Raw genomic sequence first — 14,580 nt, forward strand, 5'->3', positions numbered from 1 at the left:
TATATTAATATATTCTTTTTACCTTGTAGTTTGTTCCAATAAGTGTTTCTAGTTTTTCTTTTTCATCTTCATAAATTGTATTGTTAACAAGAGATGTAATGCTACTCTTTTGTTTTAATTGGTGTAACACTTGTTCAGATATATTTTTAATGTCTGTGCTTGTTATTTTGAAGTAAGCATTTCTTATATCTTGTCTTAGCTGATCACTAATGTTTAGCATTTTTCTTTTATAACTTTCTAATATTTCTGTGAATTTGGTTTTTACATTTGTACTTAAACCAATTACTCCTACTAAGTATGTATAGAGTTCTTCGTTTTTAATTTCGTTATTAGCTAATTCTTCTAATGATGTTTCAAATGCTTGATATGTTTTTACAAAGTTAGGATCTCTATACGATGAAAAAGAAAATATTCCGTTTGTAATTGATGCAAATGCACCGTATGCTCCTCCCATGACCCTTATTTTTTCCCATAAGATCCCACTTTTTAATATATGTGTTAAGAAATTTATTTTTGGATAATTTTCATCCGTTATTTTATAACTTACAAAACTTATGGAGTTAAAAGATATTTTTGATGGAATAATGATTATTTCTGTTAAAATATTATCTGATGGTTGTATTGTAATTGGGTTATTGATATAAGTCTTTTCACTTAAACTTTCTCTTAATGTAAATAATTCACTTTCTAATCTTTTAATGACATCGTTAGTATTACCTATAAGCAGTGATGAGAGATTGTCTTTAAAAATTATTTTGTCCCTTAGCCTTTCTAAATTAGATGCAATTTCTCTTAAAGATTCTAAGTCTGTCTTTACTTTTTGCCAGTATTCTCTTCCTGTAATGCCAACTTGAAGTTCTTTTAGATATTTGCTTTGATTTAATTTTGATTCTGATCTTATTGTTGCAAAGATATGTCCTTTGGGTATTAATATCGATTTAAAATCATTTTTGAGGCTTAAGACTATTTCTTTTAATCTATCGTAATCATGAAAGTTTATGTTGATTAAAATTTCTTTAATTAGTGTAAATGATTCTTGAATTTTATTGTTAAATGATTTGAAATTTATGTTAAACAAATTTATCATGTTTCCTTGTATATCTTCTTCATAACTTTCATATATGTTTAATTGTCCCAAAGTATTTTGGATTTTATTATTTAAATCTACATAGGAATAATTTTGGGTAGATAGATCTTGAATGGCTCTTTTTAATAAAGAAAGATGCATAAAATCTTCTTTTTGTAGAAAATTTAATTTAAAAAATAGATTCACATTGAAGATATTATTGTTTTTCTTTAATTCAAATGTATGTGTTTTAAGTTCGGGACTTTCATTAAGAGTCAAACTTTTCTCAATTTCTTTTGGTAAATCCTCTATTTTTAGCATGGGAAGCTTAGTAATGTCGGATTTAAGATCTTTCCTTTTTTGATAGTCTTTAAATTGATTATAATCTTTAGTAAATTCTGCAAATTTTTCTGGATTTTTTTTAATGTTAATTTCTTTATCCATTAATTTTTTTTCTATTTTTTCTTCCATTTCTTTAAGGACTGTATCTGATGGATTAAATTGGATCAGTGTATAATGATTATTATTGATTAAATATTTTTCTATTAGATTTTCAAAGTAAGGTTCTCCTCTTTCTAGTTTGTTTTTAATCCCATCTAGATGACAATTGATTTTTAAAGTTTCAGTTGGATACATTCCATGTAACCAACCTTTAAAACTTTTGATCATTAAAGAAATAGGCCATCCTTGTCCTTTTTCTTCTTTTAATGCAAATTCATAACCAAAGAGGATACCTTGTATTAATTCTTCTGAAATTTTTACTTTAACAAGATTTTTAAGTTCATTAAAAACCATATTTTTAAATTCTTCCATTTTTCCTGGAAGTACGTTTTGTAATCCGAATGAAAATACGCACTCTTTTATGTCTGTATTGATGCCACTAACATCAGCTATTACGTCACCAATTTTACTCTTTAGCATGTTTATAGTGAATTGACAGGAGCTGTTTAGAAGAATTTCTGATAGAATTTCAAGTCCGATGTTTTCTTTAATATTTTTAATATCAGTACATAACCAGTTTATTACATATACTCCTAGTGTATTTTCAGTTTCTTTTGGGATATTAAAGTTTAGTGTTTTACCTTTATTCCATCTTGTGGTTTTTTCTATATTGTAATTAATATTTAATTTTTCCTTTGTATAAGGTCTAATTATATATTTTTCGATAAAATTAAGATTTTTGTTAGTTTCAATATTGCCAAATAAAAATATTTTACAATTTTCTAGTGTATAGTGTTTTCTGTAAAATTCGATAAATTCTTCGTATGTAAGGTCGATGATATTGATAGGATTGCCCCCAGAATCGTATTGATAGGTACCTTCAGAAAAAAGAGAATTGATAGCAATTTCGTTAATTAAAGAATTTTTGTTGGAATAATTACCTTTCATTTCATTTAAGACAATACCAGATAGTTTAAAGTTATTTGGGTTTATATTATAACCTTCCTGCATAAAGGCTTCTTTTTTAAGTAATGGATTAAAAACAGCATCAGCATATACTTTAAATAAGTTGAAATAATCTTTTTGGATTGTAGATGCTGCTGGATAGAGAGTCTTATCTGGAAATGTCATTGCATTTAAGAAAGTGTTTAGACTTCCTTTCATCAAATAAAGAAAAGGATCTTTTATTCTATATTTATTTGATCCGCAAAAAATCGTGTGCTCTAGGATATGAGCAACCCCAGTATTATTTAGGGGTATAGTCTTGAATGCTATTCCAAAAGCATTTTCTTTAAATGTGGTATTTTTTAGTTCAAATATTTCTACTCCACTTTCATGTTTAAAATAACACCCTTCAGTGTCATATTCTTCTAGGTAAGTTTTTGAAATTAAGTTGAAAATTTTTTTTCTTTTCATTTATGATTTATTTTATCCTTGTTTTATATATTTTTGTGCTTCTTCTTCACTAAATTCGAATATATTTTCGGTATCCTTTGTATCGTCTAAATTAAATACATAAAATGGGAATTTTATTATGATTTTTTTATTTTCAAAGTAAATCACTGCTTGCTGTAAATCAAATAGTAGTTTATTTGGGTATGTTTCTTTAATTTTTTCTTTAATCTTTTGAGTAAAGTATGGAAATGCTTCTTCTACGTTAATGATTTCATCTATATTATAAATATAATCCCCGTTATCGTTAATATAATAACTTCTATGGTTTGTAATAGATGTATCATTAATTTTTTGAGTGGCACTTACTATTATTGTATAAATACCATATCCATGGTAGATTTCATAATCTATATTTAAACTTGGTTTTTTAGAGTCTTGTTTAATATTTTGAGCAACACTCTCTAGGTTCTTAACTATTTCATTTGAATAATTTTCAACTTCATCATTGAATGTTTTTATTTTATTGTTTTTTGTTCTGGCATCTATTACTTTGGGTATTCTAATTTTATATTCAAAAAATTCGTTTTCTTCTTCTGCTAGAATTGATTGAATTATTATTTCATCTTTTTCGTTATAGAGTGTGTCAATTTCATTAAAGCTTATTTTCTTTGTTTTTTTTGTACACCCTATAAAAATCATTAGTAATGATGTTAGAATGAATAATTTTTGAGCTGTTGACACTTTTACCATAAAGACATTTTTCTCCGTATATAAGTTTATTCTACTATTATTATAATTATTATATAATATTTATGATAATAATTGATGTGATTTGTTTTCATTTTATTTTATTTGACTTCAATTATTTTTATTTAAATCTATGTGGGAGTTCTGTGATGCTTGATTTGAGGTTTATAAGAGATAATTTAGAGCTTATTCAAAAAAATATTAAAGATAGAGGGCTTGATTTGGATATCGATCTGTTAATTTTTCTTGATGATGAGCGCAAAAAACTTGTTACTAAGATAGGGGAGTTAAATGCTATAAGGAATGAAAATGCTAACGCTATGAAAGGAAAAATAGATGATTCTCGTAGGCATTTTTTAATAGAGACTGGAAAGGTTTTAAAGTCTGAAATTGCTATATTGGAAGAAAAATTGAGTCATATAACATCTAAGCTATTAATTGAGCACAAGCAGATTCCAAACATTTCTGCTCCTGATGTTCCTGTTGGTGAGGATGGAAATATTGTGTTAAAAATGTCAGGAAATATTCCAAATTTTGATTTTAAACCAAAAGATCATTTGAAAATTGGAATTGATTTGGATCTTTTTGATTTTGAAAGGGCACGTGAAGTTAGCGGTAATAAGTTTTATTATCTTAAAAATGAGGCTGTTTTTTTAGAACTTGCACTTATTAATTTTGCTTTAAATAAACTTAAACTCAAGGGTTTCGATTTATTTATCACACCTGATGTTGCAAGGGAATTTATAGTTGATGGAATTGGATTTAATCCGCGTGGTACTGAAAGTAATATTTATAAAATTGAAGATACAGATAAATATCTTATTGGTACAGCTGAGATTACTCTTGGTGGATATTATTATAATACTATATTAGATCTTAAGTTCCCACTAAAGATGGCAGGACTGTCTCATTGTTTTCGTAAAGAGGCAGGAGCAGCTGGGCAATTTTCTAAGGGACTTTATAGGGTTCATCAATTTAGTAAAGTTGAAATGTTTTGTTTTTGCAGGAGTGAAGATTCTACTCGTATGCATAATGAGTTTTTGGCATTAGAAGAAGAAATTTTTACTGAACTTGAGATCCCTTATAGAATTTTAAATATTTGTTCTTTTGATCTTGGTGCACCAGCTTATAAGAAGTACGATATTGAAGCTTGGATGCCGGGTAGGGGAGATAAGGGCGAGTATGGAGAGGTTACTTCAACTTCAAACTGTACAGATTATCAGTCAAGACGTCTTAAAATTAGATATAAGGATGATGATCAAAGTAAGTTTGTACATATGATAAATGGTACAGCCTTAGCCTCAACAAGAACGATTATTGCTATACTTGAGAACTTTCAGGATGCAAAAGGTGGTGTGCGCATACCTAAGAATTTGGTCAAATATACAGGTTTTGATTATATATCCCCTAAGAATTAGATTTTAAAGTATCTTTTCTTAAGTGTTCAATTGCGTTTAAGAGTATTTCATGATTTTTAAGATTTTTAGGAAAAGGTGCACTTAAGATTTGTCTAAATTTGTGAGTATTTTTTTTGCAAATACTATTTTCATTATGTGTTTTAGTACTGTATTAATTGAAAGGTTTTCATTATACTCTTTGATATGTTTTACCATTTTTAATGATACCTCTTCTCTTGTTGGAATTTTTTCCTTTTTTTCTAAGAATTTTCTTGGAATTTTGGCAGTAAAATATGGCTCTTTTGCTGCAGCTTTTTCAATCATGACAAAATCCACATAAGATAAATGTGTTTTATGTGGTTACTACTGATAATTCCTCCATTTATTTTAATAAATATATTTTTATGATTTTGCTTTAATTGATAGACAAGTTCATGTTTGAGTTTTGGAATATTTTGATTATCTTTAGGAGAATATCCATTTAGGATGGCTGCTCGGCATGAACGGTAAAATTTTTTATTTCATATTTTATAATTTTTTCTACAAATTGTTTGAGTTCTCTATATCATGTTTCATGATATTTTCTTTTATTATGTCTTATTCCTATTTTTTGTTTGATTGAGACAGGTTTATTTGTATTTTTTTTTCATGGTTTGCAGGATTTTATCTACCTGGGTTGGAGTTTGCATTAAAGAGGTCCTGTAGTTTACATATTGAATACGAGATGATGGGCATCCAATGTTGAGATTATATTCATTAAAGTTAAATTTGTTTTCAAGAATTTTTATGGCTTTAGTTTGTTGCTATTTGAATTGCAATTGGTGAATTAGTGGGAGTTTGTTTTACAATTTTGTTTAACTTGTGTATAATAGTCGATTTTGTAAAAATCATTGAGGGTATATAGACTAACTTTTTTTAATAATAATCTTATTATATATTTAAAGTGTTCGTTAGTAATTGTTAGCATTGGTGCTATTGCGATTTTTCGGTTTATTAATATGGTATAATGTGTTAAAATAACTTCTTTAAGTTGATAATATATTTGTTTATGGGTTTATAAAAAATTAGGAGTTGGAAATTATGTTGGCAAAAAAGTTATTATTTTTATTGTCATTCTTAGTTTTTGTGATAGCATCAGTTATCATGTCTAATGGTATAAAGAATATTGGGATAAAAAATGGAAATTACATTACTGTTAAGGGATTAAGTGAAAAAGAGGTACTCTCAACTTCTTCAAGTTGGAATTTACGGTATGAATTAGGTGGAAATACTATAGATGAAATTAATAAATTAAATAATGCAAATTTTTTAGCGATAAGAGATTTTTTTGTTAGCTATGGGTTTCATGAAGATGAGATAAGCATGAAAAATATGGATTTTCATATTGCAAATTATAGTGATACTCTTTATAAGTACAATGCGTATGTATCTTTAGGTATTTATACTAAAGATATTGATAAAATGGAGCAGGTAAGCAAAAATATTATTAAACTTTACAATAAAGGAGTACTCTTTACTGGTAATGGTGGACCAAGTTATTATTTTGATAAAATCAATGATGTTAAACCTGAAATGTTAGCAGATTCTATTAAAAATGCCTTGGATGCGGCTTTAGAATTTTCACGTAATTCTGGTGCTGTTTTAGGAAAAATTAAGACCGCAAATCAAGGATACTTTGAGTTTCTTCCAGTTGATAGAAGTTCTGAAAATCATGAACGTTATTCAAAGAAGATATTAAGGGTTGTTACTACAGTTTCTTATTATTTAGATTAAATTTTTTGAAAGGAATAGTGATGGAATTTTTGTGTTCTAATAAAGAGAGTGATTTAAAGGGAAAATTTTTTGATTTTTTTTTAAAAAATATTAGTCAAGATGATTTTACTAGTATTGGAGTTTGTGGTGGTCGAAATATTATTTCTTTTCTCAATGTCTTTGATGAACAAAATTATCCTCTTAGAAAATCTCATTTTTTTTTATTAGATGAGCGTTGTGTTGATTTAAATAGTGAGTACAGTAATTTTAGGCTTTTGAGTGAAGGATTTTTTTCTAAAATGATGAAGAAAAATTTAATCTGTGGTTCTAATTTTCATCCATTTATTTACAGTGAGTTTGATGAAACATCGTCTATTTATAATTATAATGTTGAATTTAATTCTAGATTTACAAGATTGGATCTTAGTATTTTGTCTGTTGGTGAAGATGGGCATGTTGCTTCTCTTTTTCCTTCAAGGAAACTTTTATTTTCTGAGATGGAAGGATATCAATATGAGTATGATGCACCAAAGCTTCCAAGTAAGCGAATGAGCTTAACCCCTAAGTCTTTATTTTTGTCTAAAGCTGCTGTATTACTCTTTATTGGTTATGAAAAAAAAGGTGCTTTAGAAAATTTTTTAAGTTTAAAAGTTTCTTTAAGAGAATGTCCAGCTAAAATTTTCAAGGATCACGCTCGTTTATTGGTTCTTACAAATATTGAGGGGGTCTATGCAGGATCCTAGGCTTTCCAAATATCAGAATGCAAAAAATTTGGGAGTAAAAACTTTTAAAAAATTTGAAAAAAAAGAGTTACATAATGATTTGCCTGAAGTACAAGGTTCTCTGCTTAAGTCATGGGTCAATCTGATTAAGAGGGGCGGCAAAAAAGAGGGCTTCAGCAATTCAAGTTCTCTTAGCAAAGGAGTTGGGAATCCGGGATTTATTCGCAAAGAGAGTAAAGTATCAAAAATAGCAAAATATTTCTTAGCTATTGGTCTTGAAAAATCATCAAAAATTATGGCTGAGCTTGATGATTCTGATATAATTGCAATTACTAGAGAAATTACAAAAATTAAGTACATTACTCCTGATGATAAAAAACGAATTATTCGAGAATTTGAGGATTTAGTAAAAAGTGAGAGGAAATATTTAAAAATTGATGATAAATTTACTTATGAGTTATTAAATAAATCTTTAAGTAAGGCAAAAGCGAAAGAGATTTATAAAAAAGTTACAGGAATTGATCCGTTTTTGCCTTTTGATTATTTGTCTGGTATTGAAAATGAACAACTTTGGGCTTTAATTAAAGATGAAAATATTCAAACACTTTTGATAATATATAATTATTTAACCAAAGAACAGAAAAAATATGTTTTCTCTATGTTGGAAAAAGATATTAAGAAACAGTTTATTAAGGAGCTTGCTAAGCCGAGACAGTTAAATATGTGTATGATTGATATTATCTCTGATAGACTTAAGAATAGATTCGCAATGCAGGGTAAACTTAAGACAGAAAAACTTGATGGTTCTAAGATACTTATTGATATTTTGAGTTATATGGATTTTGAGGATGAAAAAAATCTTTTGAGTAATATTGATATGAAAGTTTTAAATCCTGTTAAAGATAGTGAGATTAAAGAAAGAATATTTGATATTAATGTAATACTTAGAATTACAGATGATGATATGCATAATATTTTAAGAGAATTTACAGATAGCGATATTGCAATTATCATTAAAGATAAAAGTGATGAAATTAGAGATAAAATTCTTTTTAATGTTTCAAGAAGACGTAAAATTCTTATTTTAGAAGAAGAGTCTTTTTTGAAAGAGGTGAAAAAGAGAGATATAAAATCAATTACTACGTCCTTTGTTAATTATATTAAGGAGTTAACTTTAAAGGGTGAGTTAATGATATATAGAAAAAATGAGGAGTTTATTTAGTGAAACTTGATGAACTACGTAAAAAGTATATAGAATTTTTTAAGAGTAAAGGACATTGTGAGATTGCAGGCAAGTCTTTAATTCCTGATAATGATTCTACAGTCCTTTTTAATACAGCTGGCATGCAACCACTTGTACCTTACCTTCTTGGAGAAATACATCCGTCTGGAGATATGTTAGTTGACGTTCAGAAATGTTTAAGAACAGGAGATATTGATGAGGTAGGAGATCTGAGTCATTTAACTTTCTTTGAAATGCTTGGAAATTGGTCTCTTGGAGCTTATTTTAAAGAATTTTCAGTAAAGTATAGTTTTGAGTTTTTAACTTCACCTGATTACTTAAATATTTCAAAAGATAGGCTTTATGTTAGTGTTTTTGAAGGTGATGAGAGTATTCCACGGGATACAAAGACAGCTAGTATTTGGGAAAGTCTTGGAATTTCTAAAGATAGAATATTTTATCTCTCAAGAGAGCATAATTTTTGGGGACCTGTTGGAAATGTAGGGCCTTGTGGACCGGATACTGAAATCTTTGTAGATACGGGCAAAGAGAAATGTTCTAATGAATGTGGTATTACATGTTCTTGTGGTAAATATTTTGAGATTTGGAATAATGTTTTTATGCAATATAAAAGGGATGAGAGTGGAAATTATGAAGAGTTGAATCGGAAATGTGTGGATACAGGCATGGGTATTGAGAGAACAATTACATTTTTGCAGGGAAAGTCTTCAGTTTATGACACGGATGCATTTAGACCGATAATTGATAAGATCGAAAAATTTTCTGGTAAAGTTTATGGACAACATTTAGAAGATGATAAATCTATTCGAATAATTGCTGATCATATTAAGGCCAGTTGTTTTATTTTGGCTGATAATTTTGCAGTTCTTCCATCTAATATAGGACAAGGATATGTTTTAAGGAGAATCATTAGAAGAGCTATTAGATGTGCAAAAAAACTTGGGATGGGATCTCATGTTTTAGCAGATCTTGTTGATCCTGTTGAAGAGATTTATAAATCTTTTTATAAAGAATTAACAGAAAAGAAGGATTTTATTAAGAATGAGTTAAATACAGAGGAAGAAAAATTTTTTAAAACTTTGCGTCATGGTGAACAAGAATTTATTAAATTAATTCAACATTTATCATCGAAATTAATTCCTGGTGAGATTGCTTTTAAACTTTATGATACTTATGGTTTTCCTTATGAAATAACAGAAGAACTTGCAACTGAACATGGATTTAGTATAGATAAGACAGGCTTTGAAGAGCATTTGAAAAAACATCAAAAGGTTTCTAAGAAAGGAGGTGATAAAGTCTTTAAAGGGGGACTTGCGGATTGTACATATGAGACTACTAAGCTACATACAGCCACTCATTTGCTTCATAAGGCACTTCAATTAGTCTTAGGTGATCATGTAAGGCAAAAAGGTAGTAATATTACTGCTGAGAGACTAAGATTTGATTTTAGTCATCCTTATAAAATGACGGATGATGAGATAAAAAGAGTTGAAGATATGGTTAATCTACAGATAAAAAATAAATTATCTGTAAAGCGAACTGTAATGAGTCTGGATGATGCCTTGGCTAAGGGTGCTATGGCTCTATTTGGTGAGAGATATGAAAAAATTGTGAGTGTGTATGAAATTGATGGTTTTTCAATTGAAGTTTGTGGTGGTCCTCATGTTAAGAACACTAGTGAACTTGGGATTTTTAAGATACAAAAGGAACAGGCTTCATCATCAGGTGTAAGAAGAATAAGAGGCATTTTGATCGATTAATATTGGAGGATACTTTATGTTTAAACATTTAGGTGATTATTTATTAACTTTACATCCTATCTTTTTAGGATTTTTAGGTTCTACTTTTACTTGGTTTACTACAGCTTTTGGAGCAGCTGCTGTTTTTTGTTTCAGAAAAGTAAGCAATAAAATAATGGATGCCATGCTTGGCTTTTCAGCAGGAATTATGATTGCTGCTAGTTTTTTTTCACTTATTAAACCAGCAATAGAGATGGCGGAAGAGCTTGGTTATATTGCATGGGTGCCAGCAGTTTTTGGTTTTCTCTTAGGAGCATTTTTTATATATATTGTAGATGTATTTGTGCCAGATCTTGATAAACTAGCATTTATTGATGAAGATTTAACAAGACATGGTAAAAAGGATTTTTTGCTTTTTACGGCTGTTACGTTGCATAATTTTCCGGAAGGACTTGCTGTTGGTGTTGCTTTTGGGGCTTTAGCTTCTTCTCCTGATATTCATACTTTAGTTGGGGCTATGATTCTTACATTAGGAATTGGTATTCAAAATATGCCAGAAGGTGCAGCAATTTCTTTGCCTTTAAGACGAGGTAATGTTCCTTTATGGAAGTGTTTTAATTATGGTCAAATGTCAGGTTTGGTAGAAATTGTTGGAGGATTTTTAGGATCTTATGCAGTTTATACTTTTACTAGGATTCTACCTTTTGCTTTATCTTTTTCTGCAGGGGCAATGATTTATGTTTCAATTGAACAATTAATACCTGAAGCTAAGAGAAAAGATATTGACAATAAGATTCCAACCATATTTGGAGTTATTGGATTTGCTTTAATGATGTTCCTTGATGTATCTTTGGGGTAATTAGCCAAACTTTCCAGTAATATATTCTTCTGTCTTAATATTTTTAGGATTGAAAAATAATTCATCTGTTTGGCTTTCTTCTTCAATGTAGCCATTTAGGAAGAATGCAGTTCGATCAGATATCCGTCCGGCTTGTTGCATATTATGAGTTACGATTATGATCGTGTAGCTTTCTTTTAAATTTATTATTAGTTCTTCAATTTTACCTGTTGAGATTGGATCAAGAGCAGAAGTAGGCTCGTCCATTAATATTACATTTGGTTCGATTGCAAGAGTTCTTGCAATGCAAAGTCTTTGTTGTTGTCCCCCTGAAAGACTTAAAGCATTTCTATTAAGTTTATCTTTTACTTCATTCCATAGTGCAGATTTTATTAGGGATTTTTCAACTATCTCATCAAGTTTTTTTTTATCTTTAATTCCATGAATTTTAGGTCCATAACTTATGTTGTCATAAACTGACATTAAAAATGGATTAGGAGTTTGGAAAACCATTCCAATTTTTCTCCTAAGTTCCAGTACGTCAAAATTGTTTGAGTAGATACTTTTATCTTCATACATAACTTTTCCTTCTATTTTAACGCCTTCTACAAGATCATTCATTCTGTTAAGCGTTCTAAGAAATGTTGATTTTCCACAACCTGATGGACCTATTAAGGCTGTGATGCTATTTCTTAGTATTGATATGTTAATATTATTTAATGCTTTAAAATCTGTATAAAATAAGTTTAGATTTTCTGTTTTAATAATTGCTTTGTCTTGGCTCATTTATTTAATCCTATATAATTTATTGATTAAAAATTTTGATGTTAAATTTATTAAAAGTATCATTATTATAAGTATTGATGCTGTTGCAAAACCTTTGTTTAAATATCCTTCTTGAAATAATAATAGTAGATGTACAGTTAAACTTCTTGAAGGTTCATTTAGAGAACTTGCAAGTCCTAAATTTGTTCCCATTGTAAAAAGGAGTACAGCAGTTTCTCCAAGAGCACGTCCTATTGCAAGCACTATTCCTGTCAATATGCCTGGACTAGAAGCGGGTAGTAAAATTTTAATTATAGTTTCTGTTTTATTGGCACCTAGAGCAACTGAGGCATATTTATATGATTTAGGAATTGATTTTAGTGCTTCTTCAGTTGTTTTAATAATCATTGGTAATATCATTAAAGAACTTGTTATTGCTCCTGAGAGTATTCCCATGCCAAAGATTGGAACAAAAAAGATAAGTCCAAAGAGTCCAAAAATGATAGCAGGGATGGATGATAAGATATCAACACTCATAGATACTGTTTTATAGAGTATCTTATTTGCAGTATATTCTGCAAGCATTATTCCTGTACCAATTCCTATTGAAATTGATATTATTGCTGTTAATAGTATGACGTAAAATGTATTGAAGATTAAATAAGAAATACCCCCGTATTTTCCAGAATTTCTTGGAGTAGATAATATGAAATTTAAGTTTAAAGGCATGTCTTTTTTCATATAGTATAAGTTGAGAAAAGGAGCGTCACTTTTATAGAAAGAATGCCAAGGCACAACTGCAATTGTGCCTTCATGTTCTTCTACTGTTTTTATTGCATTTTTATCATAATTTGAGTATTTTATGATATTTAATTTAATATTTTTAGATATTAAGTCATTCCAGTCTATCTTTTTTATGAGTAATTTTTTAATCTGATTGAGGTTTAGTGTATTAATAATTTCATGTTCACTTTTTTGTAATGTTTTTTTGCCTACTAAAATAGACATGGATTTGATTTTTAGGGATTTAATTTCTGAATATTTTTTAAAATCTAATTTTTCAAGTTCTTCTTTTGTTAAATAGCCAATAGCCCCTATTGTTTTATTGACATTTTCTATTATCTTTTCATTTGATTCTACAAGCTTTATATACCTGTTATTAAATTTATTGTTTTTGGTAAAAGTTTGTAGTATGACTGTACTTGCAAGATTTGACTGTGAACTTGCAATTGGAACTATGTCAATACTTTGATCTGATATGCTTCCCCAATGTGAAATTTTATTATTATATATATTGTAGATATCTTGCGTAGTAATTTCTTCCAATTTTATGCTTTTATTAATAATAAATGCAATTTTGATTATTTTGTTTTTCAATGTGAATGGTAAAAAGTGTTTTGTTTCATCTAAAAACAATGTTTGTTTTTTGCTTGTAAAAAATAGTGAATTGTATACTATATATGATATTAGAAAAAATAATAGTGTTATTAAAAAATAAGCAATGAATTTGATTATGCAAAATGAAATTTTGTTGAACAACTTATTTGTTTGAATTGTATTCACTTGATTTTTAGCCTTTTAGATGAAGATAAAATAAAGTGTTTAATTGAATTTATTATTATGACTAATAATAGCAAGATCAAAGCTGTAGAAAATAGGGCTTCTTTGTGTGTTCCAGATGCATATCCCATATCTATTGCAATGTTTACCGTTAGTGTTCTAATAGGTGAGAATATATTTTGTATAAATAGAGGTGAACCCCCACCAACCATTAAAACTGCTATTGTCTCACCAATAGCTCTTCCAATTGCTAGTATTACTCCTGCTAAAATTCCTTTTCCAGCTGAAGGAATCATCACTTTATATATTGTTTGCCAGTCTGTTGCAGCTAGTGCAAGAGATGCTAGTTTATATGATTTTGGAACAGCTTTAAGTGATGTGTATGAAACGCTAATTATTGTTGGGAGTATCATTATGCTTAGAACTATTACTGAGGTTATTAAATTATATCCTAAGTTATCTTCTCTTCTAAAAGTGTTCTTTATAAGGGTGGCTATAAATGTGCTTCCAAAAAAACCATATACGACGCTTGGGATTCCTGCTAAGAGTTCTATTATGGTTTGTAATGTCTTTTGGTAAATACCTTTGGTTTTTTCAGATAGGTAAATTGCAAAACCAAGTCCAATTGGTAGTGCAATTAAGACAGAAAAAAATGTTGTTAAAGCTGAATTTATAATAAAAGATAAAATTCCGTAAGATTTTTGTAGTCTGCTAGTAGGATCCCAGTTTGTGCTGAATAGAAAATTAAAAATCTTGATTTTATTATTAAGCAAGGGTGCTAGTCCATTTTTAATGATAAATAAGACTAGTAATAATATTGTCAAGGTACTAATTGTTGCGGATGTAAAAATAAAACAGTTGAAAGTCAATCTAACAATATTTCTTTTTGTCTTTAAAGTTAATTTCATGCTTTAA

General features: G+C 28.6%; 11 protein-coding genes and 1 pseudogene. 6 read left to right on the forward strand and 6 right to left on the reverse strand.

The window, feature by feature from the left end:
• Positions 1-4: 4 nt before the first annotated feature.
• Both QMG63_RS03325 and QMG63_RS03330 read right to left on the reverse strand, forming a co-directional pair.
• Entirely contained in the window at positions 5-2,923 is a 2,919-nt protein-coding gene (locus QMG63_RS03325; protein ID WP_281861703.1) for an insulinase family protein, read from the reverse strand.
• A gap of 12 nt (positions 2,924-2,935) precedes the next feature.
• Complete coding sequence (locus QMG63_RS03330) at positions 2,936-3,652, reverse strand: hypothetical protein (RefSeq protein WP_281861705.1); 717 nt, start codon at positions 3,650-3,652, stop codon at positions 2,936-2,938.
• A gap of 146 nt (positions 3,653-3,798) precedes the next feature.
• Here QMG63_RS03330 and serS point away from each other — a divergent pair, with 146 nt between their 5' ends.
• Positions 3,799-5,067: a serine--tRNA ligase gene (gene serS / locus QMG63_RS03335; protein WP_281861707.1), complete on the forward strand. Its 1,269-nt coding sequence runs from the start codon at positions 3,799-3,801 to the stop codon at positions 5,065-5,067.
• On the opposite strand, the pseudogene dusA reads toward serS, so the two are convergent.
• Positions 5,057-6,046 (reverse strand): annotated as a pseudogene (gene dusA, locus QMG63_RS03340) (tRNA dihydrouridine(20/20a) synthase DusA). The gene serS and the pseudogene dusA sit on opposite strands and share 11 nt — an antisense overlap.
• 77 nt (positions 6,047-6,123) lie before the next feature.
• Here dusA and QMG63_RS03345 point away from each other — a divergent pair.
• Genes QMG63_RS03345 through QMG63_RS03365 form a run of 5 tightly spaced genes read left to right on the forward strand, consistent with a single transcriptional unit; the run spans position 6,124 to position 11,361 of the window.
• A complete protein-coding gene (locus QMG63_RS03345; protein WP_425592810.1) occupies positions 6,124-6,819 on the forward strand; it encodes an SIMPL domain-containing protein in 696 nt (231 codons plus the stop codon).
• Positions 6,820-6,839: 20 nt separating this feature from the next.
• Positions 6,840-7,541 carry a 6-phosphogluconolactonase gene (locus tag QMG63_RS03350; RefSeq protein WP_281861710.1) on the forward strand — a complete coding sequence of 234 codons (702 nt, stop codon included), beginning with the start codon at positions 6,840-6,842 and terminating at the stop codon, positions 7,539-7,541.
• On the forward strand, positions 7,528-8,742 hold the full coding sequence (locus QMG63_RS03355; RefSeq protein WP_281861711.1) for a flagellar motor switch protein FliG: 1,215 nt from the start codon (positions 7,528-7,530) through the stop codon (positions 8,740-8,742). Before QMG63_RS03350 ends, QMG63_RS03355 begins: the two co-directional genes overlap by 14 nt.
• On the forward strand, positions 8,742-10,523 hold the full coding sequence (locus tag QMG63_RS03360) for an alanine--tRNA ligase (RefSeq protein WP_281861713.1): 1,782 nt from the start codon (positions 8,742-8,744) through the stop codon (positions 10,521-10,523). Before QMG63_RS03355 ends, QMG63_RS03360 begins: the two co-directional genes overlap by 1 nt.
• A 16-nt stretch (positions 10,524-10,539) precedes the next feature.
• Positions 10,540-11,361, forward strand: coding sequence for a ZIP family metal transporter (locus QMG63_RS03365; protein WP_281861715.1), 822 nt, complete (start codon positions 10,540-10,542; stop codon positions 11,359-11,361).
• Here the strand turns inward: QMG63_RS03365 and pstB are convergent, their stop codons facing one another.
• The 3 genes from pstB to pstC are packed head-to-tail and all read right to left on the reverse strand — an operon-like array spanning position 11,362 to position 14,573.
• Positions 11,362-12,126, reverse strand: coding sequence for a phosphate ABC transporter ATP-binding protein PstB (gene pstB, locus QMG63_RS03370; RefSeq protein WP_247065402.1), 765 nt, complete (start codon positions 12,124-12,126; stop codon positions 11,362-11,364).
• Positions 12,127-13,668 carry a phosphate ABC transporter permease PstA gene (gene pstA, locus QMG63_RS03375; RefSeq protein ID WP_281861717.1) on the reverse strand — a complete coding sequence of 514 codons (1,542 nt, stop codon included), beginning with the start codon at positions 13,666-13,668 and terminating at the stop codon, positions 12,127-12,129.
• On the reverse strand, positions 13,665-14,573 hold the full coding sequence (gene pstC / locus QMG63_RS03380) for a phosphate ABC transporter permease subunit PstC (protein WP_281861719.1): 909 nt from the start codon (positions 14,571-14,573) through the stop codon (positions 13,665-13,667). Before pstC ends, pstA begins: the two co-directional genes overlap by 4 nt.
• Between the last annotated feature and the right edge of the window lie 7 nt (positions 14,574-14,580).

This window comes from Candidatus Borrelia fainii (assembly GCF_027925085.1).
GTDB classification, from domain to species: Bacteria; Spirochaetota; Spirochaetia; order Borreliales; family Borreliaceae; genus Borrelia; species Borrelia turicatae.